Source organism: Paenibacillus sp. FSL K6-2862 (assembly GCF_038005125.1).
In the GTDB taxonomy this organism is placed as follows: domain Bacteria; phylum Bacillota; class Bacilli; order Paenibacillales; family Paenibacillaceae; genus Paenibacillus; species Paenibacillus illinoisensis_A.
On the sequence record NZ_JBBOSN010000001.1, the window covers coordinates 6,133,488 to 6,158,602 of the forward strand.

The window sequence follows — 25,115 nt, forward strand, 5'->3', positions numbered from 1 at the left end:
ATGTTTAAAATCCTTTGCTGCGTGTGTCTCTCCCCCGCTGACCGAACCCGTCTGCGGTCGGAGTTCCCCTGCCCGCCTCACGGCGGCCCTTGCTCTTCCGCGGCGTATTCTCCTTGACCGGAATAATCCAGGTAAACAGGGTGAGTACCCCAGATAATATGAACATGGCACCCAGTCTCACCAATGCATCTCCAACAGAAGAACCGTCCAGTCCCCACTCCAGCAAAAGGCCTGCTAGCAGGCCTGACACCGCTCCACCGATGCCGAAGCTGACGGCCAGATGGCGGTTATCGAACACCAGCCCAAGCGATACGCCCAGTGCTACACCAATCAACAGCATAGCAGCAACGCGGAAGATGGCCAGATAGGTACTGTGTTCCATCATGCCTGTACGTTCCGTCACCAGCGTCCGTTCATCAATCGTATCGTAAATTTGCTGAAATGCCATGCTGAGTCCACCGGAATCCGGCACGTCATAGTACATGCCACCTGTCTGTTGAGCGATACTGCGCAGCAAGTCGGTACCCGATGGGTCGACCAGACTCAGACCTACCGTATTCACGGCAATCTGTTCGTTCGCGTACTGGGATAAGATATCCGAAGTATCGGCTTCACTGAATCCATCTGACAGTAAAATAGCTACGGTACCGCGTTTTGGATCCTGCTTGTTTTGGATCTGCTCCATGGCTTCCCGGAGCACGGCATCGAAGTTTGTACCGCCCGACGTTGTGACAATGCCGTCGATCTTATCGTTCACCTCTGCTTTTGCCGCATCACTATCTAGTGCGGTAAAAGGCTGCAATAACTGCGGCTGATCATCAAATGTAATGACTGCGACCTGCTTGTCACTTTCCATCTGACTGATTAACGTCTTGGCTGCCTCGAAACGTCCATTATCCGGGTCCGTTTCCGACATGCTGCCCGAGTTATCGATCATCAGTACAATGTCCTTCACCTGCTTCACGCCGCCTGGATTGATCTGATACAACAATTGAAAGACCAGCCCAACGACAAACAGGAACACCAGTGTTGCCGGAACGAGCAGTTTCCACGACAAGCCAAGATATCTCAGCTTCCAGGAAGCTCCGTTAAGCTTCGGCGAGATCATCTCGGCGAGCAGACAGAACAGACCTACGCTCAGCGCCAGCACGCCGAAGTATAACCCCATCAGCAGCAGGCGAGGCATCTCCCCAAGCCACTGATGCAGCATGATTTCTCCTGCCGCAAACCCCACGGCTCCGCCAATCAGGCTGAACAGGACCAGGAGAAGATTGATTTTTCGCTGCATGTTCGCATGCATCCTTTCCAAACCAGCCCATCTAGGCTGAATTAATACCGGAGTCGATCATGACATGTCGTTCTACCGCATAGGTGATAGCTTATCAGCCAGGCCGGAGGGATGAAGCTCATAACCGTTCTCCGTATACGACTCGTAATACACCTTGCCGTTGCGATAGACCATCAGATCCTCCAGATGGAACCCTCCCATCAGGTTCAACTTTTCCACACCACTGCTGCGTTCTTCGTACACAACTCCCAGCTTATAAATGCGGGACGTTTCCTCGGCATGCGCCGCATAATCCATAAAAGCACTGTGATGATCGCCAAAGAAATACTTTTCTTCATACCGATGTTCCTGGGTATAATCGAATACCCGTATTCTCACAACCGCTTGGTCTTCCAGCGTACGATACAGCCTGCGGAACAGATCATCGCGGGTCAATACGTTTTTGTCTCCATAGGTAATCGTTACATTCGCTCGCTGCAGCAGTTCTTCCTCAAAAGGTAATCTCAGTGGTTCTGCTGTGAGCAGCAGCGCATGGCATACCTCCATCAGACGTTGAAGCAGACGCTCGTTGCCTTCGGCAGCAAGCCGGTTAATGTCTCCCATATAACGCTCTTCGAACCAAACATCCCGGCCCCGCTTGGCCTCCAAATCGGCAATCAATGCTTCCGTTACCTTCCCGTAATACTCCATCACATTCTGTCCGATATATTCATCCGCTGCCGCGATACGCTCTTCTGCCGTTTCACGCAGCGTGCGTTCCAGCGCTTCCAGTGCTGTCGTTATGCTGCGGCTGAAGCTATGAAGCTGTTCCATCTCCGAATCGTAGATGCGAAGCAATTGCAGTTCATTTTCCAGCCGTAACAGCTCTGTCTTGGGCACATACACTCGTTCCAACAAACAATCGATCAGATTCCGTACATTCTGCTTGTCCCGAAATAACGCCCGCTTGATTGGCTGATCCTCCACTTGCTCCTGCTGACGCTGTTCCAGCAGGGCACGTGCCGATTCAAGCTGAACCGATTTGTCGCGAATGAGTCCCAGCAAAGCCTCACGTACGCTTCCAGGACTGCTGTCACTCCATGAAGCCCATTGGAAATAGCCAATCTCCGGGTACTCTGTCCGTGACTGCTCTGCCCGGCGGAGTAGGGAACTCTGACTGCTGCGCTGACGGAGACGTTCTTCCGCCGGACGTACCATATTGTCACGGAAGTACGCCTCTGCACCCTGACCGAATAGCGCCCGCTCTGCTTCACGCAGTGATAGCGGCTTGAGATCGGAGAAGCTGACGTTATGCGTCATAATGCCGCTCATACCACCCACCAGGTCCTGCTCGGGCAGCAGCCCTTCGACCTTGCGCTCTACGGATGAAGTGTCCAGACCGAAGAAAGCAAGCTTGTCTTTCATGCTCCATTCCGGCTCCTGTCGCATAAGATCCAACAGATAGCGATATAGATGATATAGTACCGCGAGCGCAATCGGTTGGTTGGGCCGTCTAATCTCTGCAAAACCCGCACTGGCATAGCCATGCTGATCCGAGGTTGTTCGAATGTTGTTTTTGAACGATGTATTATTGTAGGTATTGGCCCCTGTACTTGCAACCGCACCGAGTGCATCCGGATCCTGTTTCCGATTCTTCAGCAGGCAGATGCGGCAGATAATCTCGGCATTCTCTATCCATCCCCCAGCCACGCCGGTTCCTCGCTCATTTTTGTCAGACAGGATATAGACGAGATCAAACAAAGGCGAAGAAGGGTGCACAACGGGAATGGAAATCCCATCTTCCGTTACGAGCAGATTACCGCTGAACGTATAGTCCAGTGCTTGCATATGATCCAGTTCCCGCAAAAAGGCAAGACCGGCTGCACTTGCATATCCGAAGGACTCCACCTGCTCCATCTCGCTGACCAGTACATGCAGGTCTGTCTGAACCGACTTGAATGATTGGGCCAAAATGTTCTCGGTGAGCTTCGTCAATTCCGGAAGAAGCACATTCAGCGGATCATCTGCCCTTGTCACGACGGTTACATAGATCCGGTCAAACGACGAATATAATCGGCCGTATTCAGCGATCCGATTGCTCACCCGGCGCAGCGTGCGATTCAGACCAAAGAGTGCCTGCTCCGAATCGTGAAAACTGCGGTGTACATCCTTGCGCATGGTCTTCGAAGGACGTCCAGTCTGTTCGGTGGATAGAGGCAGGATATGACGGGTCACCTGACCGTCTTCCGAGGAATCTCGATGCTCCCTTCCCCCTTGTTCCTCCCGGCCCTCTGTTCCAATCTGGAGATACACCACACCTTCTCCGTTATCCCATTTCAACTGATTAATCTCGCGCACTGCAGCCATGGCAGGTTCGACCAGGTCACCAACAAACAGAAACAGGGCCGGGTAATGGATACTGCTTCGTCCATCACCCAGGCTGCCTTGCCGCTCCTGCTCTGCCGCATATTGTGCTGCGTACTTCTCCAGATCCCGCTTCAGGGTATTGTTCAACTTGAACTCCATCCCGGCACCCATGTTACTTCAGCCTTCTGCGGATGTCATTCAGCTTCGACGACATCGTTCTGTAGAACTGATAGATGTCTTCGCCGTTTGCCAGCTCCACGCGTTCATATTCCAGACGGTCGCGCGATTCCATAAACAGGGCAGCCAGATCATCCAGTTTGGCCAGCAGCGGAGCGATATCCTCTGAAGCCGTTAGTTCGTTATCCCGGCGGGAAGCTTTGCGCAGCAGTGTACTGCGATCTTTTTCAGGCAAACCGCGGAAGTTGCCAAACACTTCATACTCGGCAAAGTTGCGGCTCTTCATCAGGTTCGCGAACGGTTCCCAAGCATCCTCTTCCGGATCGCGGTCGTAGACGTAAAGTGCACCTTTCTTGACGATCGTATCGGTATATAGAGCTTCGATGAAGCGATCATACCACTGTTCCTCATCCTGATGCTGTGCCAGAATGCCTTCCAGTTCAGCCACTTTGGCCGAGATGGCATTCATCTTCGCCAGTTCTTCACGTACCCGTGCGATAAGCTGCGGGGAACGTACCAGGTTTTCTTTGGCCATATCTTCATTAATACTGCCGAAAATATCCTTGACCCCTACACGCGGCAGCCCTTCGGATTGCAGTCGTTTCAGTTCGGTCACTGCCCGTTTTACCTCACCCAGATTCGGGGTCGTCGACGTCAGACGCATGTCGTAAGCATTCAGCTTCGCGGTCAGGTCAAACGGTTCCGTTGTAACCACGGCGTACCGATTGCTCGTATTCTCATCGATTGTTTTGGCCGTAATGATGTTGTATCCAATCGCTTGCTCGAATTCGGTACGTACCCGCGCGTTATACTGCTTCACCCGGGCATTCTCGTAGACATCACCCCAGGACTTTTCGGGAATCGGAGATGGCAGGTAGGTCCAGTTGTTTTTCTCTGTCTGTACCAGATGGCGTCCGATGCCTTCCTTGTCCAAAATGGTGCGTTCATAGCTTTCCTCATAAACTTTGAGCGGCGTATACACAAATAGCGGCACCCCGTTGCGCGTATTCAGCCAGAAAATCCGGTTGCGGACTTCGCTTTCCTTGACGGTAAAGTGGGATTTGCCCACCGCATTGTTCTGATAATTGCGAATCCCTTTTAGAATGCCTGGCGCCTGTGTCGGCACAGAGACGAATCCCCATGACGGGAAATGCAGACTGCCTGTGCTGTTGCTGAGGTTGAACACCGGAACGGCCTCATCATCCAGCTTGCCAGCGATGTGACGCTCCACGAATTTCTCAACAGACTCGTCCTGCCCGTACTTAATCACCAGGAAATCTTCCATGGAACGGGTAATGAGGTCCCCGAACTTCTCAGTCAGGAAGTCCGAAATGGAGCTGACCACGTCGATTTCGTTCTCTTTCACCCACTGGTTGGAGTTCTCCAGCAGCTCACGTGAGAAGTCGCGGATCAGGTCATCCGTGTCGCGCTTGTCCAGCAGCCCATCCACCACATTGACGATATCCGGTACACTAACGACGTTCCAGTAGTAGGTTTTGTTGCCTTTGTGATCGGACTGTTCTTCCCCGCGAGTCAGAATATCTCCATTCTTGGAGAAAATCGAACTGAGCGCATTCAGCGTCTCGGTAAATACGTTATAGATGCGGCTGTTTTCCTGATTCAGCAGTTCATACAGATCCTCATAGAACTCGATCATCTGATCGTTGCGTTCCACGTCGGCGTGCAGCCAGTACTCATGAATTTTAGCTTCTATATAAGCATTCTTTTTCTTCTCTTTGGAGACGAAGGCACTCTTCGCGTCACCCAGTTTCTCCTCCGATTGCTCCTGCGCAGCTTCAATGTCGCGCGGAATCCGGAATGCATTCTCCCGCAGCGTTTCGATATACGACTGAATCATCTTCAGTACACAGAAGCCTTTTTCGGTGTAGATCAGACGGGAGACGTAGAACGGACCCTGTTCGGGATGCAAAAACATGCGCCGGATCTGTTCGGTAAACTGACCGGCAATCTCGCCCGGCAGCTGTTTCTTCGCCTTGATATATTCTTCGCGGGCACGGGCCAGGAAGTTCTGCTCCAGCTCGGTGTCCATGTTCACGACCTGTGATTTCACGACATTGCCGTATGACAGACGCTCACTGTTCTGATAACCCGGCAGCGGCTCTGGCACGCGGGACTCGAAGGACTTCACGACACTTTCGAGATCGATGCCCAGCTTGCGGGCGAACTTCTCCGTATCCTCCTGGTTCGGGGCTTTGGAGAACATGGTGCTCATTTTGTCGAACATCCGGTAAGCCAGATACGTCGTCATCTCTTCAATCGGCAGTACGGCTGAGGAAGCACCGATAATGTTGTAATCATAGTTGGCCGGATACGCCTTGTTCATCTGTGCAATGTTGGTACGAATGTTGCTGATATAATCGTGTATCGCGAATTCTTCGCCCGACTGTTTCTCCTCGCTGGCCATGAAGTTGGTGATGTTCTCGGCCGTTACGTTCATGCAATAATCATAGGCATTCTCCAGCAGCTTGCCTTCCGTATTCGTTGCCGATATCAGGTGACACAGGTTAAACGGCGGCAGCGGTGAATTAACGTTCAGGATATTGCCGTATTTCTGTGTGAATCGTTCCCCGCGGCTGTCGACGTTCATCCAGTAATCCAGCTCTTTGAGTGCAGCGTAGCCGTTTTTGCGAATATATTCGCGTGTGTGCTCGCTCAAACTTTTGTTCGATAGATTCACGTCTGGCGTAAACAGGTAACCCAGCGTATTGACGCGGTCGATCCCGGCAGAACCGTGATCCCGTTCAATGATGCCGCGTACGATATAGGAGATATCGAGGAAGCAGCCACTGCCTGTACCACCGGACAAACCGGTAAGCAGGAATACCATCAGTTTTTTGTTGGTTCCTACGGATAACGTTTTGATCTTTTTGTCAATCGCCTGCACGACCTGATTGATTTTGGTGAACAGCAGCAACCGTCCGGCCTGGCGTACCCCTGCTGCACCATTCATGCCGTCCGTGATGCTCAGCTCCGGAGACAACCAGTCCGTAATATACGGCTCCAGCACGCTGCGGTTCTGGAGCAGTCCACCGATCTCGGCATTGGACAGCAGGACGAATTCGTTAATCGGGTCCAGCCCGATGCCTTTGTACTTCTTCGCACGGTCCTGCTCGTTGGTTTCAAACGCGAGAAATTCCACGTTGTCCGGCTTGTCCATTTTCTTCTTGGATACCGGGTCCTGAGGCAGCTTGAAGCGGCGGTTAATCTGATATTTAAGACGCAGCAGCGCATCAATTCCCGTTCCTCCAAGACCGATAATCAGGATCGGGTTATCAATTGTATCGACCCTGATCTTCTCGCTGACAATTCCTCCGCCTAGCGATACATCCAGCTGCTGAATATGTTCTCTGACAATTGGTTTCATTCCATGTCCTCCCTTTGGTTAACGCACTACCTTGCTTAGGCACTCCAAACTTCTTAGACCAGATACTCAATCAAAATCGTCTTATCCGCCTGTTGCAGCGGGATGCTCAGCCGGTCACCATTCTTCAGTTCAACGCCTGAGCTTGCATCCACGGCACGTCCAGATTTCTCCAATGTACCGCCTGCGGTATTGCGAATGATGATTCGGTCCCCATTGCTGGGCGTAAATATATATTTCTCGGTTTCCTTCAATTCCGGATCCAGCTGTAAAAGCTGGTGCAGATGGAATCTGCCTCGGAAGGATGCCAGTTTTTTGTATTGGGGATAGGACTTGTCTCCGGTGTTCTCATCCCGAATCTCGACAATGATCTGGCCGACAAAGCCGCGGTTTTTGCGTTTCAGCCAGCCCATCAGGAACCAGGCACCAACTCCAATCACCAGCAAGGCTACGACTCCCAAAATCACAGGTAACCATGGAAACGGCTTGTCCTGCTCACTACCTGAGGTGGTTGGCTGTGTTCCCGCACCTGCCGTACCGCCTGCATTGATGGTAATAGGCGCACTTTCACGGTAGAAGCTGTCCTCCTCCGCACGAATCACCAGTTCATAGTTATGATTGTCCGGCACTTCAAAGGTACCTGCAAAGCCGCTGCCTGTATTCTCCAACGGTTGTTCCTTACTTTTGTTCGTATCCAGATCGTTCACGACCAATGTCGCCTTCATATCTGCATACAGATCGTTATCCTGAAGCGGCTGACCTCCATTTTCAAGCTTGGCTGTCAGATCTACCTTGTCACCCTTCGTATAGGACTTGGTCTTAATTGGGTCCACGACGAGCTGCAGATCATAGTTGAACAGCAGGTTGATATCAATGCTGTCTTTCGGAGCCCCTTTTACCCGAAGTTTCCAGTCGCCTTCCTGAGGCTTGAGCAGCTTAACCAGTGAATAACTTTTGGATGTCGAGAGCTTGGCTGCATCCGAGTTCAGATCCACCGCTTTGCCCGAAGGATCGGTCAATTCAATCTCTACCTGCTTGGAAGACATAATTGAAATGTTGGCCTCAAGCACGCTGTCATTCGGCACGTTGACCGTAACTTCCTGAAAATTGCCGTTGCCTGTGATGGAAGGCAATTTCACGACATTCAGCTTGGCATGATCTGCAAATATCTCACTCAGAATCTGCGGCAGATCATCCGGCGTATCTGTGATGAATGACTTGCCTCCTGTCTGACTGGCCAGATCGGCTAGCGCATCCTTGTTCAATTTTCCATCTGCGTTCAATCCGATCGTATAGACCGGAATGCCCTGATCTTGGGCTTCTTGAACGGCCTTCGCCAGATCTGCATCAGACTGTGCCTGGGTGCGGCCTTTGGTTTTGTTAAAATCATTGTTGCCGTCTGCAAGCAGTACGATCATGGGTGAGTGCGATGCATCTGCACCATGATTCAGCACATTCACCGCTTCGGCCACCCCGACGGAAATATCAGTGTATGGCCCGCGGCCGAGCTGATCAATAAAGTTCTTCAGGCTGCTCTTGTCCGCATCGGACTGAATCTCCAGCAGCGCTTTTTCCCGCTCTACCTGATCGGTATAAGCAACAATCCCTACCTTGTCCCCCTGGACCGGCAGCATATCAATAAACATTTTCATGGCTTCATTACTGATCTTGTCACGGTCACTTGTATTCATCGAATTACTTACATCGGCTACAAGTACGGCGTCGATCCCGCTCGTCTGTGCCTGAGCAGCTGCAGCTTGGGGCAGCAACGCCTTAGGAAGCAGCAGCGTTAGAAATGTCAGCAGAACCAGGGTTCCGCTAAGCCAGCGTATTTTGCGTGTCCGCAGCATTGGGTGTACTCCTTCACGTTTGAGATTAAAATGGGAATAGTTTATTATAGGCGTCAAGCCTTAAGGAAATCTTAACAGTCTACTAATATATTCTGAAAAGCACCCCTATCTTGAGTTACAGTTTTGTAATGACTGACAAAAATCGACCTATTCGGCGCTTATACTGGCATTTTAATTCCAACTATGGAAATATGATATATTTATTGCCAGCAAACTGCAATATAACGAAACCGTGTTTCAGATTTACACTATTCTGCATAACAACTATGCCTAGAAAGGAATCGATTATGGTTACATACGGATGCCTCGCCATATTGTTTCTTTTTGTCCTTATAAAAGGAATCTCGCTCTTTTTCCAGGGTCGCAAACCCGTGACCAGGGAGGATTCGGACCGTACCCTATACACTATACTGAATGGTGAGCGTGATTAAGCATGAGTGCCAAACAAGTGGTATCCATCAGACCTTTTAACCGAACGACCTATGCTTTTGAGAAGCTGCATGTCTGCAAGCATTGTGGACAATATACCTGCTTGTGGGAGGAGGAGTGTACCTCCTGTGGTCGCAGCGCCCTCGTTTCTGTCCAGGAGCGTGCCGGCTCACGAGTGAAACGCCGGATTGCACGCGATCTGTTCCTTGCCGTTATACTCGGATCTGCCGCCACCTACTTCGGTGAAACAACGGATCAGACCATGATGGCAGCCACCGTGACCCTGCTGCTGATCGGATGGCTCATCTTCATGCATCACCGTACATTCCCTGCCCAGCAAAACCGGCAGATGAAGCGCATGTTATACGAAGACCGGGAAGAGATTCGTCAGGGGATCAACCGTAACTGGGCGCTCGTGGCCGAAGCCCGCAAAGAAGACGAGGCGCTCGCTTACGAGATGCTGCGCGAAATTGGATCGCTCGTCTTTAATGACCGGATTCGCCTTCAGCAGGTTGCCCTGCTGCAATCCTTCGTGCTTCGAAGTGATATGGATCTGCAGCTCCAGCCCCTGCTGCTGCGCAGCTTCGAGCGGCTTCTCGCCGAATATATCGGTGAAATCGCCCGGCTTAAGCCGGAGTTGATTCGTGAAGATGCGATCCGATATATCGCCACGTACGAAGTTAATATTTTACAGCTGCACAACGGAATTCAGATTCTGACTGCTGTAGCAGCAGCGGCTGTGCGTAAAAGCAAATATATCGAGTTATTCCCAAGTCTTATTACCCGCTACGCACGCTTTATGCCCAAAGACCGATTCATGCGTCTCTATCGTACTCTTGAGCTGTATCCTGGCAAGGCACGTGGCGGCTTGGCTGAATCCGTTGGGAGAGTATATAACGAGAAATATCGGGACAACGTTGCAGATGTTCATGTCTAGAGCTAACGCATGTGGGTTGCATACGTAAATTAGTGCAAACTCATTCCCCATATATAGACGAGCCAAAATGGATGTACCCCTGCATATCTTTCGGGATTGGCTTGTAATCGCATGATTGTAATCATATAAGCTTCGATAAAAAAACACCCCATCCTTAGGTCTAGGATGAGGTGTTTTGATGTTTGGAAATTTTTTGTCTTGGATACCCTCATATGCCGCATCTGCAACATTTATGATTTACATGAGTGGATGCTTCAACCATATTCATACAAGTTATTACGATGTAAGGAGAATCCGGTAGTGTATAGGCATATCAAAAAAGGCCGCAACGAGATTACGTTGCGCCCCTTCATTGAGGACTCGGTACATCAGTGCCCGAGTGCTCTCGTATTCTCGCCATGCCGTTATCCTAGGCATGGCGTCAAACTCCTCGTCCAGCGCGGCTGCACTGCCGCGGACGACAAGGTCTTACCGTCCGCGACGAGAATCGCGGCGGTCACTCTTGGCTGGCCCGCGCCCGCCTGAATTACGCTTGTCCGCACTGCGGCCAGCCCAGCCGCTGCTGCGCTCATCACCGCTGCGACCTGCACTGCGCCCGCCGCGGCCACCTTGGCCTGCTGCACCGCGACTGCTGTCGCTGCTGCGCGCGGAGCCACGGCCTGCGCTGCGCTCGTCGCCACTGCGGCCGCCACTACGACCACTGCTGCGTCCACCTTCACCGCCGCGGGAACCACGGCCTCCACGGCCGCCTTCACTCCGGCCGCTGCGGCCTGCGCCGCGACGGGCACTGCCTGTTCCGGCAGAGCGTCCACCCGAACGTTCATCATTATCCTGACTGTTGATGGAACGTCTGGTTGCTCCCGTGGAGGCCACTGGACCTTCGCTCGTCCACTGAATGCGGGTCAGCTTCTGATTGGTGCCTTCCTCAATACGTGCAAGCTCCGGTCTGTCATGCTGCGTTGCAAACGTCACGGCAAGACCCGTTCCTCCGGCACGACCCGTACGGCCGATCCGGTGGATATAGCTCTCTGCGTCATGTGGAATGTCATAGTTGAATACATGCGTTACACCTTCAACATCCAGTCCGCGTGCCGCCACATCGGTAGCCACGAGGATTTGCAGTTTTGCATCGCGGAAGGCTTTCATGACATTCTCACGCTTGGATTGGGATAGATCCCCATGAAGCTCGTCACTTTCGTATCCTGCTTCGCGCAGATCTTCATTCAGCTTGGATGCACGGCGCTTGGTCCGGCAGAAAATAATCGCCAGGTACGGGCGATACGTATCAATCATGCCGCGAAGCGCATCGAACTTGCCACGATCCGTACACTCCAGCACCTGCTGACGAATCTGATTGATTGGGATAACCGATTTCGAAGATACTTTTACATCCTCGGGATCTTTCATGTAATTCTTCGCCAGGTTGCGAATACCTTTCGGCATCGTTGCCGAGAAGAGCATCGTCTGACGTTTATGCGGCAGTTCACGTAGAATGGTTTCTACATCATCCAGGAAGCCCATGTGCAGCATTTGGTCCGCTTCATCCAGCACCAGTTTCTTCACATTATCCAGCTTCAGCGTGCCACGGCGCAAGTGATCCAGAAGACGCCCCGGTGTACCGATGACGATCTGAGTCCCATTTTGCAGCTTACGCAGCTGTTTCTCCACGTCCTGTCCGCCATACACAGCAAGCACATGAAGCTTATCGTCATTGGCCGTCAGCTTCTTCGCTTCCTCTGTAATTTGCAGAGCCAGCTCACGCGTAGGGGCGATAATCAATGCCTGTGGTGAGCGGTCCGATACGTTGATTTTTTGAATAATCGGCAGCAAAAAAGCCAGCGTTTTCCCTGTACCTGTCTGTGCCTCAGCAATAATGTCACGTCCGCCCAACAGTACGGGAATCGAGCGCTCCTGTACCGGTGTCGGCACGGCGATCCCCTGATGTTTCAGGATTTCGCACCATTCCGGGCGAATGCCCAGTTGTTCAAAGTTTGCCAATCGTTACACCTCTGTATGTTCATTTAGATAAGCCCATTTCGATGTATTCTTCCCCATGAAATGGATTTTCAAAAAGCAATCAGTCCGCCTGCTCTTTTTCTCCATACCGTGTAGTTTACACGTTTGTCCAGCAAAACAAAAGGGCACCGGACATGTTCCGGCACCCTTTTATTGTATTTCATCTTCCAGAGATCAATTATCTTCATTAGCCATGGCTCTGTGAGACCGCAAACCCGCTTCTCTCCAGCAAACGCGAGCTTTCCTCGTTCAAGCCTCGGAGATGCACCGTTTTGCCCAGTTTCGCATATTTGAACTTCACCTTGCCGATGGCAACAACTGCCGTGTTATCCCAGATATGTGATCCGCCAAAATCAATCGTGATCTCCTCCGGATCCGTCTCGGCATGAAACTCATCCACGAAGCGGGATGAAGAGCCGAAGAAAAACGGACCGTTAACACGATACACCTTTTGACCCTGCTCCTCGCTGGCATGAACACGAATCTTGGCCTGTTTCCACCCAAAATGCAGGGCGCTGAGCACAACGCCAACCAGTACCCCGATGGATAGATCATTGGTGATGACGACGATCACAACCGTAACTACCATAACGAAGGCCTCTGCGCGTGGAACACGTGCAATATTTTTGACGGAACTCCAGTCAAACGTACCGATACACACCATAAACATGACACCCACCAGCGCACCCATCGGCACCTGTTTTACCACTCCACTGAGCAGCAGCAGCAGGATGGCCAGAAAGGCGCCTGCCGTAAATGTGGACAGCCTACCCCGGCCGCCGGACTTCACATTAATGACGGATTGTCCGATCATCGCACAGCCGCCCATGCCGCCGAATAATCCGTTAACGAAGTTAGCAATCCCTTGACCGCGCACCTCACGGTTTTTACTGCTCTTGGTCTCCGTCATCTCATCCACGATAGTAGCGGTCAGCAGGGATTCCAGTAAACCTACCAGCGCCATCGTGAATGAATAGGGCAGCAAAATCATCAGCGTGTTGAAGGACCACTCAATATTGGGCAGATGGAACATCGGGAGGGTACTCGTCAAATTCCCCATGTCGCCTACCTGCTTCACATCCAGATGGAACACCACCGTAATAATCGTCATGACGATAATCGCAATGAGAGGGGCCGGAACGCCTTTGAAAAACCGTGGCAAAATATAAATGATGGCCAGCGTACCTGCGACCATTGTATACATGATCCAGTTCGCACCTGTAAAATGCGTCAGCTGAGCCATGAAGATCAATATCGCCAGGGCATTTACGAATCCGGTAAGTACCGAGTGCGGCACAAACGTAATAAACTTCCCAACTTTAAAAATCCCCAAAATAAACTGAATAATTCCCGTCAATATCGTGGCCGCGAACAGGTATTCCACGCCGTAATCCTTGACGAGACCAACCATCAGCACCGCCATGGCGCCCGTAGCAGCCGAGATCATTCCCGGTCTGCCGCCTGCAATCGAGATCACAATTGCAATCGTAATTGATGCGTACAATCCGACCATCGGATCGACACCTGCAATGATGGAAAAGGCAATTGCTTCCGGGATCAGCGCCAGCGCTACCGTAATGCCTGCCAGCACGTCTCCGCGAATGTTGCCAAACCATTGTTGTTTTAACGTATTCATATGTTCTTACCGTTCCTCCTACACCGTTAACCTCGTGGGTTGATTACCTGTAATGCAGCAGCTAGGCACGTCACTGACCAACCCCGACAGGGCAGCACAAAACAGCGGAACACTCCCTCCGCATCATGGCCTGTACGTGTTGATATAAGAAGCTCTTTATCCGGAGTAAAGGATGTCCGAAGTCTGCAGCTATCCTGCTTAATCCGTTCCAGTGCGTTCCACATGATTCTGTTACATTATTCACAGGTTCGAGCTAAGAAGACATCAAAAGCCGACTCTTGATGTCGCTGGTCTTCCCCTCTCAGAAAGACCGGGTCCGTTATGTACTGACCTATTATTATAGACAGGGTGATCCTTTTATACGAACAGGCTATATCTTCGCAAACGATAGATTATCCTTGAATTGCTCTTATTTTTATAATATATCTCGGTCATGCTCTGTTTATCTGTTTTAGAGTTGATGCATTATTTTCCAGACCAAAAAAAGCTGTTAACGCTCCTTCGCCAAGAAGCATTAACAGCTCTTTCCTACCTAAATGTAACTAGAATCTTCCCGATTTAAAAATGGAATAGAGCAGAAAGGCCACCATCAGAATGGCAACCAGAAAGCCGATCTCAATGACCGGAATATCCCACAGCATCGTTGACTGATGACTGATTGAGGAACCAATAATGAGTCCGACCATAATGATACAAAAGGCGAGCAGCACGATACTGAAGGACAGACGATTACTGATCTGGTCCAGCCTGCGCATTAGCGTGTCCAGTTCGGGTACGCTGACCTCAAGCCGCAGCTTGCCTTTACTGATAATGGAGGATAGCTGCCGGAGCTGCCCCGGCAGTCCAATCACACTCTCAGTCAGGTCTGCCGCACTGCGGAACAGCCGATTCTTGATTCGGCCCGGACTGAACCGGTCCTTGATCAGCTTCCGGCCGAAGGGTTCCGCCATATCCACAATGCTGAGCGATGGATCCAGATGTTCGATCACGCCCTCCATCGTGAGCAGCGATTTCCCCAGCAGCACGATGTCGGCTGGCATAATGACCCGGTGTCTCTGCGCGACACCGAACAGATCGTTAAGCGCCTGACCCACACTGATTTTGGAAAAGGGAATATCATAGTATTTACTGCGCAGCTTGTCCAGGTCATGATGGAGGCCGCGGAGATCCATGTCATCAGGCATCATGCCCAGTTTCTCAATCGCCCGGATCATGCTGTCTGTATCCTTGCGCATCAACCCGATGATGAGCGAAGCCAGATGCTGCTTCATCTCATCGCTCAGAGTGCCAACCATGCCGAAATCAATAAATGCCAGTCGTCCGTCTTTTAACACCATTAGATTGCCAGGATGCGGATCGGCATGGAAGAAACCATGAATAAAGATCTGATTCAACAAGGAATCCACCAGTCGCTGGGCGATGTCATTCAGGTCATGCCCACGTCTGACCAGTTCGTCACGGTCATTCAGTTTGATGCCCTCCACGTATTCCATGGTTAACACACGCGAGGAAGTCTGATCCCAGTAGATTAGCGGGATTTTGACCTTGTTATCCTGCTGGTACTGCTGCGCGATCTTCTCGGTATTCCGCCCCTCGACGGTATAATCCAGCTCAGCCATCAGCGCCTGGGCATACTCTTCTACCATCTGCGGAATTTGGTACTGCTTCACCCAGTCCCATCGCTTCTCCGCCATCGCCGTCAGCTCACGCAAAATATCCAAATCTCGCTGCATAATCCGTGAGATGCCGGGACGCTGGATCTTAATAGCGACGGCCTCTCCGCTTCGAAGCTTGCCCAGATGCACCTGCCCGATGCTGGCTGCAGCCACAGGGGTATCCTCGAACCGGGAAAAGATCTCTTCCAGCGGTGTATCCAATTCCTGTTCCAAAATCCCCCGAGCCGTTTCCGAAGAGAAAGGGGGCACCTGATCCTGCAGCTTCACCAGTTCACGGATGACCGGCTCAGGCAGCAGATCCGCCCTTGTGCTTGCCAATTGCCCCAGCTTCACGAAAGCCGGCCCCAGCTCCTGCAGCACAAGCCTGATCCGTTCACTCAGCGTTTTGGTCGTGTGTGCTTCACGTGACATCCACCGCCGGGGTATGGCCAGCAGCTGGAACAGCCCCAGTTCCTCGACCATATAACCGAAGCCATGACGCACCAGCGCCATGGCAATTTCCCGGTATCTGCCGACATGTTTAATTCGCACAGCCATCTACTCGATCTCGTTTCCTTTGTGCGGAGGAGGAACTTCAAGTGGAGCTGGGGATACATCTGGTTGCATTTGTGGTGTTTGACCCAGTTCGGCGAGCTTTTTCTCCAGTACAGCAACGCGCTGTTCCAGACTGGTCACATCACTCTCCGAAGGTACGCCTACTTCCTGAAGCACCCGCTTGACCTGCTCATGAATCACTCGCTTGAGCTGACCCTGCTCTTCGTCGCCTCGTTCCATTAGACGCTCGACCAAGGCTTTGGATTCACCTGGCGCAAGTTCCCCGCGTTTGACCAGATCGTCTACGGTTTTTTCAATTTTTTCCTTACTTACGACGGTAAGACCCAACCCTAATGAGATCGCCTTTTTGAACAAATCGCTCATTCTTGTCATCCTCCTCTTCATTGATTTCTATATTATACCCTTTATACCCAGCACAACAAATAAGCGATCAGGTTACACGTATCGTGCTGCCCATTTGCCTGCCTGCAAAATCAGCTGGCGATAGGATTCGTGTGCAAAAGAAGGCACATGATGTCCTGGCATGAGGTATACAATCCGGCCCAGTCCATAGGTATGTGCCCAAGCCGCAGGCTTAGGTCCGTCTTCAGTCTGGTATTCAAGCAGAATCGTGGTTTCGGCGAATGATCCGAACTCGAACAGATAAGGCTCTTCTTCCATGGTGAATCCGGTAATCCCCTCGGTCACAGGGTGTTTATGATCCGTTACGGTAAACTCCAGCGGTCCATACGGTGGATGATGCAGGAATTTCGCACCAATCATCTGCTTGAGTTCATAACGATTTTGAAGCGAAATTCCGTTATGTAGAATAACCAGTCCGCCTCCATTGCTCACATACGACAGCAATCCAGCTGTCTGCTGAGGAGAGACTTTCCCCTTCCAATCGTCCATGTATGAAATACACACATCAAATCCCGATATGTTCTCCTGCAGCAGCATATTGCGATTCTCACTGCACTGCACGGTCATGCTATCATGAAAAATACGGCTGATCTCTGCGTCAACACCCTGCAGTGGATGCCAGTCCGGATGTGTATAATCACCGAGCAACAACGCCTTTTTACGATGGTCCATTAATAAAACTCCTTTCATGTTAAAGCTGTAACAAGATTACCAGGGAAGCTCATCCCCCTTGTAGTCTACATAGGCAGGCTGATCTCCCATAAAATCCTTGTGGCGGTCAATAAGTGCTGCGATATGCTGTGCCGATTGTTCTGACGTAAGGTCTGCGGCTGTGTTCAATTCACCGCTCATATAGCTCTGCACCCACCCGGGATGAATCAGCATGACCTGTCCACCTTCATCCTTAATCCCATTATGCACAAGCCGGGCCTGCATGTTTAGTGCAGATTTGGACATGCAGTAAGCGAACCAGCCATGTCTGTCGCATTGCTCAATACTGCCCGCCTCCGATGAGATGTCCACAATCAGCTTGCCCGCGCCCGCAAGAAGGAGGGGCAGCAATGCGTGAGTTACACGCAGCGAACCCAGCGTATTCACGTTGAATACCTCCGCCATTTCGGCAAAGTTTAATGGCCCGCGGACATGATCCGTAATATTCCCTAGTATAGCCGCATTATTGATAAGCATATCCAGACGAACTGTATCCAGTTTGATCGTTTCGGTAAACAGCGCAACGGACAGATCATCGGCAATATCCAGCTCAATGACCCGAAGATGCTTCGGATAAGCTTGCAAGAGCAGACGAATCCCCTCAGAATCCTCCATGTCTAAGCCCGCAGCATACACCGTATATCCTCTCTTCAGCATTTGTGCTGTCAGTGCCAATCCAAGTCCCCGGGCTGCCCCGGTCACACATACGGTTTTCACCATGCTTCCCCTCCTTATCCAGGCTACGCTGTCTTTTAATTCATTCCACATGGTCAGGCAAAAACCTTTAAATGTAAACAGGAATGCTCAACTTCACGACCAAAGTCTCATGATGTGATGAATGCAGGATTCTCTTTTCTTCTGTCACTTCATTTGATATATCTACACTTATATATGCTGACCACTTCTTCTCAGTCGGTATGACTGACAATGCTGCACCCATCTCCCTGCTGCACCCGGATGAGAACCGAGATGAACATGGGTATACCCGGCTACAACGTTACCTCTGGCATATCCCTCCTGCTTCATGCCCCGTAATCCCTTAGTCTCATAAGCATAGGGAATGTCGCCTTCCTCTTGGTAGGTCATGGTAGAGTAATGAAATTCATGGCCCCGGATCACCTCTCCTTTTTTCAGCAAAAAGGAATCCTCTACAGCTCTGGCCTCACGATATCCAAGTGCTGCACGCTTCGCTTGCATCTGTACTTGGGCAGGTATAATCCCTGCCATGTTATACGTTAGCCCTTCCCGGTTTGTTAATGTCTCCGCGAGCACCATATAACCTCCGCATTCCGCAAACAAAGGCATCTCACTGCGAAAGGCCTCACGCAGTCCCTCCAGAAACGAGACGTTATCTGCGATCAATGCCGCAAACTCCTCCGGGAAGCCCCCGCCAAGATAAATGCCATCTGCCTCAGACGGTATGTCTTCCCCTGCGAGCGGGCTGAAGTACTTCAATCGGGCTCCTGCTGCTTCGAGCAGCTCCAGATTATCCGGGTAATAGAAATTAAACGCCGCATCCCGGGCAACAGCTATTACCGGACTGGACGAAGTTCTGCGTTCATCGGACACGCCAGATGTGCTGTCTTCGCTGCACTTCAAATGGGCACCGGTCGACATTGGATCTGGGTTTTGCCGTGAAACATCCTCATGGTTCATGAATAACTCTTCTTCTATGTCAGGTGCTGCCTTCGCTATCGCAATAATCGCATCCAGATCGGTGCCTTCCAGCAATGCGTCCGCAGCCCGCTCGAACAGAGGCTCCAACTCTCCCCGTTCAATGGCAGGGACCAGCCCTAAGTGACGCTCGGGAATTGACATGTCCTCCTCCCGTTTCAGCCATCCGACCACAGGAATGCCGCACATCTGCTCAATGGCTTTCTTCACAATACTGTAGTGGCCGGCACTTCCGCAGCGATTGACGATGACACCAGCGATGTTAAGCTCAGGCTCCAGCTGCTGAAAACCAAGCACGATCGCAGCTGCACTGCGAGCCATGCTGCGAACATCCACGACCAGAATGACCGGAGTCTGTGTAACGAGAGCAATCTCCGCAGTAGACCCTGTGTTGCTTAAGGGATCTTTGCCATCATACAATCCCATGACACCTTCAATAATAGAAATATCGTGTCCCGCTGACGCTTTGGCAAATGCTTCTTTTACGTACTCCGGGGAGGTCATCCACGCATCCAGATTTCGCGATGCTCTGCCCGTTACAGCCGTATGATAGGTTGGATCAATATAATCCGGCCCGCATTTGAAGCCCTGTACGCTCATTCCGCTCCGGGCCAGGGCTTTCATCAGGCCCAGGGTCACGGTTGTTTTTCCTGCACCGCTCCCCGTTCCGGCTATGATCAGTCGGGGTCTGGCATGTTGATTTGAAATGGTCATGATCTATTCCCACCTTTCTTCGATATAACAAAACCGCACCAATAAACGATGCGGCTTAAATCAGCGATAATGGCTTCATCTCGTGAAGCGCATGATTCCAAATATAGTTTAGTCAAAAGGGATTCGCGTTACGGAAATCGTCAGGTTCCCGCTCTTTTTCTTCTCCAGCAGCCAGTGGTCCGCTCCGGAAGACAGTAATGCCGCTGGCTCGCTCACACCGTAAGCTCCAGTATATTTATATACCGTCTCCGATGGATTTGGAAGCTTGACGGTATTCAGCTCGGCTGGCGTATACGTCACAAGTTCCCAGCCGTATTTGGCGCATAGACCCAGCAGGCCTTCTTCATCCTTTTTCAGATCAATCGTCGCTATGTTTCGTACGCTTTTCACCGAAAGAGACAGCTCTTCCAATGTGGTGAGCATCCCCTGCTCCAGTTCCTCCATAGATGTGCCGCGATTGCAGCCCATGCCGAGTACGAGGCTCTTCGGTCGATACAACACCCCATTTGTCAGAAAACGTGTCTGTTCATCTTCCGTGAGCAGGCGGTCGCTGATCACAAGTGCCGCATTGAATGGAAATGACTCGGTTTCCTCCATGCTGCTGAAGACGCGGATATGATCCGGTACAGGCTTGTTATATCGCCACCAGTTCCGTTCTCCCGTCTCCTGAATCAGCGCAACCGGCTCCTCGTTAACAACTGCTGCACTGACTGGCGTGGCCTTGTCGAAGCTGTCCACGATCCAGCCCAGCTCCCGTCCGAACATGTCTACCGGGATTGTTCCTTGCACATCCGAAGCGGTTGTAATTACTGCGCGTGCACCGAGTACTTCCGCAACCTGACGAGTCAGTTCATTCGCACCGCCAAGATGGCCGGACAGGACACTGATGACATTCTCTCCGCGGTCATCAATGACCAGCACGGCAGGATCCACTTTTTTGTCCACCAGAATCGGAGCGATCATGCGGACTACCGCTCCCAGCGAAATAAATAGAATGATGCCATTGTATCGCTTGAACAGATCCGGCAGAATCAGCTTCACCGAGCCTTCGAACAGCTGATAACCCAGCTCCTCTTCGTCCCCGCGAGCGAACTTGCTCATGTAATACACATCCGTACCCTGGAATTGTCCAGCCAGATGGCGTACCATCTCCACGCCATGCTTCGTGATAGCCACGGCTGCAAACGGATTACTCACCGGACTTCACTCCTTTGCGATAACCATGGGTGAAGGATTTGTCATACAGCTTGGAACGATGGGCATCCCGGTTCACGAGATCGGGATCAAGTGCCCAGCCTGCCAGAATCATCGCATGCATCGTAATACCAGCGGCACGCAGATCGGCAGCCAGATTGGCGAGCGTGGTCCGTACAATTTTCTGATCCGGCCAAGTCGCCCGCTGCACGACCGCCACCGGTGTATCTTCGCTCCACCCTGCGGCGAGGAATTCAACCACGACCTTTTTCGCCAGCGTAGCACTCAGGAATAGGGCCACCGTACAGTGATGTGACGCCAGATCACGCAGCTTCTCGCGTTCAGGCACTGGTGTGCGTCCTTCTGCGCGTGTCAGAATAACCGTCTGCGTCAGTTCCGGTACAGTTAATTCCGCTCCGAGGGCGGCCGCCGAAGCAAAGACCGAGCTAACACCCGGAATAATCTCATACTCCACGCCCTGCTGCTTCAGCAGTACCATCTGTTCCAGAATTGCGCCGTACATCGCCGGATCACCGGTATGCACACGAGCTACACTGCGGCCTGCACGAGTGGCTTCACACATGAGTTCAACCTGCTGCTCCAGATCCATGCCGGAGCTTTGCAGCACTTCTGCTTCAGGTTTTGCCGTCGCTATCAGTTCATCGTTTACGAGGGAGTCTGTGTACAGGACCAGATCCGCATTTCTCAAAATGTTCGAGCCCTTCACCGTAATCAGTTCGGGGTCACCCGGGCCTGCACCTACGATATATACTTTCGGTTCCAGCGTTTTCATTTGCTCACCACCATCAGGCTCAGATATTCCAGCTCCTGCCCTTTCAGTTCACGGGCATCGCGCCAGACCAGTTCATATGGAGAAGTGACTTTGGTGACTACCGAGGCTTTGCCGCCGAGACCCATCTCGTCCAGCAGTTCAAGCATCGGGTCAAGAACCTTCGCCACTTTGATAAACACAATCGTATCGTGATGCTCAATTGCCTGACGCATCGCTTCCTTATCGGCAGTCGCGGGGATAATGCCCACCTGCTCATCGCCGTCTGCCAGATGGATATCCAGTGCAGCTGCGGCGCCCAGTACAGATGAAATTCCCGGAATCGAAGCAATCGGTACCTCGGGATGCAGTTCACGCATCAGCCTTGCCAGATGAATGAAGGTGCTGTACAGATTCGGATCGCCTTCAGTTACAAAGGCCACATCCTTACCCTCCTTCAGCGCACCCCAGCAGGCTTCGACGGTTTTGCCCCACTCCCGTTCAAGGACAACCGGGTCCTTGGTCATCGGAAAGATCAGGCCGAGCATCTCTTTCTCTTCCGGGTTAACATACAGTTCCACGATCTCGTGGGCATACGATTTGCCGCCTTTGCGTTTCTTGGGATATGCCACCACCGGACACTCCCGGATCATTCGGTATGCCTTCACCGTAATCAATTCCGGGTCTCCCGGCCCGACTCCCACGCCATACAGCGTACCTACTGCTGCCGTACTCATGTTGTTTTCCCCCTTGTCCTGTCCTTGAAAAGTCATTCTTCCGCTCCGGCTACCGCTTCCTCTGTCACGGAGTGCTGGCCCGTGATCACGTAGATCGGATTCAATCCGTCAAAACGGGTCATGTTCAGAATCGGCTTGCTGCGCGCCGTCTGAAGCAGTGTCACGGAGGCGTCCATGCCTGCATCGCGCATGGCCTTCATGCTGTCATGCAGCGTCTCGATTGTCGCTGCATTCACGACGATGCGTCCCTCGGGGCTCAGCCGGGACGCGCACAGGGCGATCAGCTGCGCGAGCTCGCCGCCGCTGCCGCCAATGAACACCGCATCCGGATTCGGTAGTTCGTCCAGCCCTGCTGGTGCTTTGGCATGAAGGACGGTAAAGTCTGTCCGGAATTTGATCCGGTTGGCCTCGATGTTCACGAGGTCACCTTCGTTCTTCTCGATGGCGAAAACCTGGCCCCGCGGCGCCAGCCGCGTGCACTCCACCGCCACCGAGCCGGAACCTGCGCCGATATCCCACACGATGCTGTCCTCGCCAAGCCGCAGCTCTGACAAGCTGAAGGCGCGGACCTCGCGCTTGGTAATCAGGCCCTTCTCCGGTTTGCGCTGATGGAATTCCTCATCCGCAAACCCAAACCCTTTGCGCGGCGCAGGCGCATCCTTGCGGCGCAGCAAAATGACGACGTTCAGCGGGCTGCATTCGGCTACTGCCAATTCGTCCAGGGTGTAATGGCGGGCACGCTCGTCTGGCCCGCCGAGGTTCTCGGCAACGTAGGCATCATACTCGGTCATGCCGAACTGCTGCAGATAAGCCCCAACCGCAGCGGGGCTGTTATGCTCGTCCGTGAGCAGCGCAATTTTGGCTTGGCCATTAATGCGCTGTGCAAGGCCTTTGAGCGGACGACCGTGCACGCTTTCGAGCACGGCGTCGTGCCAGCTCTCGCCAAGCTTGGCGAATGCCAGCTGCAGCGAACTGAGATTAGGCCGGATCTCCAGTTGATCCGGGCCCAGCTTGCGCGCAAGGTACCCGGCGATGCCGTAGAACAGCGGATCTCCCGAGGCAAGCACAACGATGTTGTGCGTGTCCTGCAGCGCTTTTATTTTCACAACCAAGTCGCTTAATCCACTCTTAATCGTGTGTTTCTCTCCCGCAAATGCAGGGAAGTACTGCAGCTGACGTTCACCGCCCACCAGTACATCCGCTTCCTGAATCAGATTCAGGCTATCCGCCGTCAATCCTGCCGCACCTTCTTCACCTACGCCGATGATACGGATTCTATGATTCTTTGCTCCAGCTGCTGTCGTCCAGTTCACTGATTTCCGCCCTCCCCAATTCCATTCCTTTCATCGTGACCAATACCACTTCGACCGTTACCCCGCCTCCGGCATGCTCCAGGCAGTGCCTACAGGCATATGTACATAGCTTTTCAAAATAGGGCAAATAACCCGCCTCAGTCATCATGTCGGCCACTTGAGTCGCCGTGTTGGCTTCCTCGATCGCTTGCGCCAGTTCATCTCCAGCCCCGGTCTCGCGGGCCACGGACGCAAGAAATCCAAAATCCACCGGCGCACTCTTGGAGTGCACCATCATGACCCCTTGGGCCACTTTGGCAAATTTGCCCGGCATCCCCACCAGGCTGATGCGCTTCATGCCCAGTCGTTTCCCGTGTTTGATGGCGAACCCGACAAAGTCACCCATCTGAATGAAGGCTTCTTCGGGCAATTCGGGCATCATTTTCATCGCATATTTCTCACTGCTGCCGCCTGTCGTCAGCACAATGTGATCACAGCCAGATGCCTGCGCAACTGAAATGGCTTGTACCACACTTGCTTTGTATGCAGAGGTGGAGAATGGAACGACCACGCCACGTGTGCCCAAAATGGAGATGCCGCCCAAAATGCCGAGACGCGAATTCAGCGTCTTCTTGGCAATCTCTTCGCCGTCCGGCACGCTAATGACGACCCTCACACCTCTGGCTGTCCCATGTTCGGCAAGCACCTGGGTCACGGCCTCGGTAATCATGCGGCGCGGAACGGGATTAATCGCAGCTTCGCCGACAGGAACAGGCAAGCCGGGTTTGGTCACACGACCTACCCCGATGCCGCCATCCAGCTCCACACCAGGCTCCTCCCGCCAGGATACATGTGCGATGATCTTCGCCAGATGCGTAGCATCCGGATCATCCCCGGCATCTTTGATGGTGGCACAGGTAGCCGTGCCGTCCGTCATCAGTTCCTGCTCGATCAGTTCGAACGAGTGGTCAAAACCCGCGGGCAATGAAACCACAGCCTGTGCAGGGGTAACCCCGGTTAACAGAATCTGCGTGGCCCCCTTGGCAACGGCCGTAGCGCAGGCTCCAGTGGTGAAACCGGAACGCATCGGTTTGTCCGGATCGGGTGCTTCCCCGCTTTTCATGCGTTTCTTTTCCATGGCTTTGAACCTCCCGTCCTTTCTTATCACATTACATAGTAGATGACACTTGGCTCACCGCGTATGCGAAAACTATGGGGTAGCCGCTACGGGTACGGATCGTTCTTCCGATCGCTGTTGTCTCCAGATTTCTTTGATTCCCTTATGTATAGGGAGAATTCCGGAGACAAAGGCGAACGCTGTCGCTTCTAC

General features: G+C 52.3%; 18 protein-coding genes. 1 reads left to right on the forward strand and 17 read right to left on the reverse strand.

Going from position 1 to position 25,115, the window contains the following annotated elements:
- Positions 1 to 4: 4 nt before the first annotated feature.
- The 4 genes from MHB82_RS27785 to MHB82_RS27800 all read right to left on the reverse strand — a co-directional run bounded on the left by MHB82_RS27785 (position 5) and on the right by MHB82_RS27800 (position 9,043).
- Positions 5 to 1,288 carry a vWA domain-containing protein gene (locus tag MHB82_RS27785; RefSeq protein ID WP_341176349.1) on the reverse strand — a complete coding sequence of 428 codons (1,284 nt, stop codon included), beginning with the start codon at positions 1,286 to 1,288 and terminating at the stop codon, positions 5 to 7.
- 72 nt (positions 1,289 to 1,360) lie between these two features.
- Positions 1,361 to 3,805: a transcription initiation factor TFIID gene (locus MHB82_RS27790; protein WP_341176350.1), complete on the reverse strand. Its 2,445-nt coding sequence runs from the start codon at positions 3,803 to 3,805 to the stop codon at positions 1,361 to 1,363.
- A 1-nt stretch (position 3,806) separates the two neighbouring features.
- Positions 3,807 to 7,196 (reverse strand): tubulin-like doman-containing protein, encoded by a 3,390-nt coding sequence (locus MHB82_RS27795; RefSeq protein WP_341176351.1) that lies wholly within the window; start codon positions 7,194 to 7,196, stop codon positions 3,807 to 3,809.
- Between the two features lie 53 nt (positions 7,197 to 7,249).
- Complete coding sequence (locus MHB82_RS27800; protein ID WP_095360037.1) at positions 7,250 to 9,043, reverse strand: vWA domain-containing protein; 1,794 nt, start codon at positions 9,041 to 9,043, stop codon at positions 7,250 to 7,252.
- Positions 9,044 to 9,476: 433 nt separating this feature from the next.
- Here MHB82_RS27800 and MHB82_RS27805 point away from each other — a divergent pair, with 433 nt between their 5' ends.
- A complete protein-coding gene (locus MHB82_RS27805; RefSeq protein WP_095360038.1) occupies positions 9,477 to 10,409 on the forward strand; it encodes a hypothetical protein in 933 nt (310 codons plus the stop codon).
- Positions 10,410 to 10,877: 468 nt separating this feature from the next.
- On the opposite strand, the gene MHB82_RS27810 is transcribed toward MHB82_RS27805, so the two are convergent.
- From MHB82_RS27810 to MHB82_RS27870, 13 genes are all read right to left on the reverse strand, one after another.
- On the reverse strand, positions 10,878 to 12,407 hold the full coding sequence (locus MHB82_RS27810) for a DEAD/DEAH box helicase (RefSeq protein WP_341176352.1): 1,530 nt from the start codon (positions 12,405 to 12,407) through the stop codon (positions 10,878 to 10,880).
- Between the two features lie 68 nt (positions 12,408 to 12,475).
- Complete coding sequence (locus MHB82_RS27815) at positions 12,476 to 12,613, reverse strand: hypothetical protein (RefSeq protein WP_341176353.1); 138 nt, start codon at positions 12,611 to 12,613, stop codon at positions 12,476 to 12,478.
- On the reverse strand, positions 12,613 to 14,061 hold the full coding sequence (locus MHB82_RS27820) for a SulP family inorganic anion transporter (RefSeq protein ID WP_341176354.1): 1,449 nt from the start codon (positions 14,059 to 14,061) through the stop codon (positions 12,613 to 12,615). The genes MHB82_RS27815 and MHB82_RS27820 overlap by 1 nt, the downstream gene beginning before the upstream one ends.
- Positions 14,062 to 14,603: 542 nt before the next feature.
- A complete protein-coding gene (locus MHB82_RS27825) occupies positions 14,604 to 16,274 on the reverse strand; it encodes an ABC1 kinase family protein (protein ID WP_341176355.1) in 1,671 nt (556 codons plus the stop codon).
- Positions 16,275 to 16,655, reverse strand: coding sequence for a phasin family protein (locus MHB82_RS27830; protein WP_095360042.1), 381 nt, complete (start codon positions 16,653 to 16,655; stop codon positions 16,275 to 16,277). It abuts the gene before it with no gap.
- A gap of 72 nt (positions 16,656 to 16,727) precedes the next feature.
- Positions 16,728 to 17,366 carry a ThuA domain-containing protein gene (locus MHB82_RS27835; protein WP_110758551.1) on the reverse strand — a complete coding sequence of 213 codons (639 nt, stop codon included), beginning with the start codon at positions 17,364 to 17,366 and terminating at the stop codon, positions 16,728 to 16,730.
- A gap of 36 nt (positions 17,367 to 17,402) precedes the next feature.
- Positions 17,403 to 18,125 (reverse strand): SDR family NAD(P)-dependent oxidoreductase, encoded by a 723-nt coding sequence (locus MHB82_RS27840; protein WP_341176356.1) that lies wholly within the window; start codon positions 18,123 to 18,125, stop codon positions 17,403 to 17,405.
- A 165-nt stretch (positions 18,126 to 18,290) separates the two neighbouring features.
- Positions 18,291 to 19,793, reverse strand: coding sequence for a cobyrinate a,c-diamide synthase (locus MHB82_RS27845; RefSeq protein WP_341176357.1), 1,503 nt, complete (start codon positions 19,791 to 19,793; stop codon positions 18,291 to 18,293).
- Positions 19,794 to 19,901: 108 nt separating this feature from the next.
- Positions 19,902 to 20,990 carry a cobalt-precorrin 5A hydrolase gene (locus MHB82_RS27850; RefSeq protein ID WP_341176358.1) on the reverse strand — a complete coding sequence of 363 codons (1,089 nt, stop codon included), beginning with the start codon at positions 20,988 to 20,990 and terminating at the stop codon, positions 19,902 to 19,904.
- Positions 20,983 to 21,780 carry a precorrin-4 C(11)-methyltransferase gene (gene cobM, locus MHB82_RS27855; RefSeq protein ID WP_127537319.1) on the reverse strand — a complete coding sequence of 266 codons (798 nt, stop codon included), beginning with the start codon at positions 21,778 to 21,780 and terminating at the stop codon, positions 20,983 to 20,985. The genes MHB82_RS27850 and cobM overlap by 8 nt, the downstream gene beginning before the upstream one ends.
- The gene (cobI, locus tag MHB82_RS27860; RefSeq protein WP_095291300.1) at positions 21,777 to 22,493 is read right to left on the reverse strand and encodes a precorrin-2 C(20)-methyltransferase; all 717 of its coding nucleotides are present in this window, start codon (positions 22,491 to 22,493) and stop codon (positions 21,777 to 21,779) included. The genes cobM and cobI overlap by 4 nt, the downstream gene beginning before the upstream one ends.
- Positions 22,494 to 22,525: 32 nt before the next feature.
- Positions 22,526 to 23,806 (reverse strand): precorrin-6y C5,15-methyltransferase (decarboxylating) subunit CbiE, encoded by a 1,281-nt coding sequence (gene cbiE, locus MHB82_RS27865; protein WP_341176359.1) that lies wholly within the window; start codon positions 23,804 to 23,806, stop codon positions 22,526 to 22,528.
- Positions 23,769 to 24,923 (reverse strand): cobalt-precorrin-5B (C(1))-methyltransferase, encoded by a 1,155-nt coding sequence (locus MHB82_RS27870; RefSeq protein ID WP_095360048.1) that lies wholly within the window; start codon positions 24,921 to 24,923, stop codon positions 23,769 to 23,771. Before MHB82_RS27870 ends, cbiE begins: the two co-directional genes overlap by 38 nt.
- Positions 24,924 to 25,115: the final 192 nt, after the last annotated feature.

What these genes read in the sequence shown, in the direction of transcription:
- MHB82_RS27785 (WP_341176349.1), bottom strand. Translation starts at nt 1,288, where the DNA reads ATGCAGCGAAAAATCAATCTTCTCCTGGTCCTGTTCAGCCTGATTGGC.
- MHB82_RS27790 (WP_341176350.1), bottom strand. Translation starts at nt 3,805, where the DNA reads ATGGGTGCCGGGATGGAGTTCAAGTTGAACAATACCCTGAAGCGGGAT.
- MHB82_RS27795 (WP_341176351.1), bottom strand. Translation starts at nt 7,196, where the DNA reads ATGAAACCAATTGTCAGAGAACATATTCAGCAGCTGGATGTATCGCTA.
- MHB82_RS27800 (WP_095360037.1), bottom strand. Translation starts at nt 9,043, where the DNA reads ATGCTGCGGACACGCAAAATACGCTGGCTTAGCGGAACCCTGGTTCTG.
- MHB82_RS27805 (WP_095360038.1), top strand. Translation starts at nt 9,477, where the DNA reads ATGAGTGCCAAACAAGTGGTATCCATCAGACCTTTTAACCGAACGACC.
- MHB82_RS27815 (WP_341176353.1), bottom strand. Translation starts at nt 12,613, where the DNA reads ATGAAGATAATTGATCTCTGGAAGATGAAATACAATAAAAGGGTGCCG.
- MHB82_RS27820 (WP_341176354.1), bottom strand. Translation starts at nt 14,061, where the DNA reads ATGAATACGTTAAAACAACAATGGTTTGGCAACATTCGCGGAGACGTG.
- MHB82_RS27825 (WP_341176355.1), bottom strand. Translation starts at nt 16,274, where the DNA reads ATGGCTGTGCGAATTAAACATGTCGGCAGATACCGGGAAATTGCCATG.
- MHB82_RS27830 (WP_095360042.1), bottom strand. Translation starts at nt 16,655, where the DNA reads ATGAGCGATTTGTTCAAAAAGGCGATCTCATTAGGGTTGGGTCTTACC.
- MHB82_RS27835 (WP_110758551.1), bottom strand. Translation starts at nt 17,366, where the DNA reads ATGGACCATCGTAAAAAGGCGTTGTTGCTCGGTGATTATACACATCCG.
- MHB82_RS27840 (WP_341176356.1), bottom strand. Translation starts at nt 18,125, where the DNA reads ATGGTGAAAACCGTATGTGTGACCGGGGCAGCCCGGGGACTTGGATTG.
- MHB82_RS27845 (WP_341176357.1), bottom strand. Translation starts at nt 19,793, where the DNA reads ATGACCATTTCAAATCAACATGCCAGACCCCGACTGATCATAGCCGGA.
- cobM (WP_127537319.1), bottom strand. Translation starts at nt 21,780, where the DNA reads ATGAAAACGCTGGAACCGAAAGTATATATCGTAGGTGCAGGCCCGGGT.
- cobI (WP_095291300.1), bottom strand. Translation starts at nt 22,493, where the DNA reads ATGAGTACGGCAGCAGTAGGTACGCTGTATGGCGTGGGAGTCGGGCCG.
- MHB82_RS27870 (WP_095360048.1), bottom strand. Translation starts at nt 24,923, where the DNA reads ATGGAAAAGAAACGCATGAAAAGCGGGGAAGCACCCGATCCGGACAAA.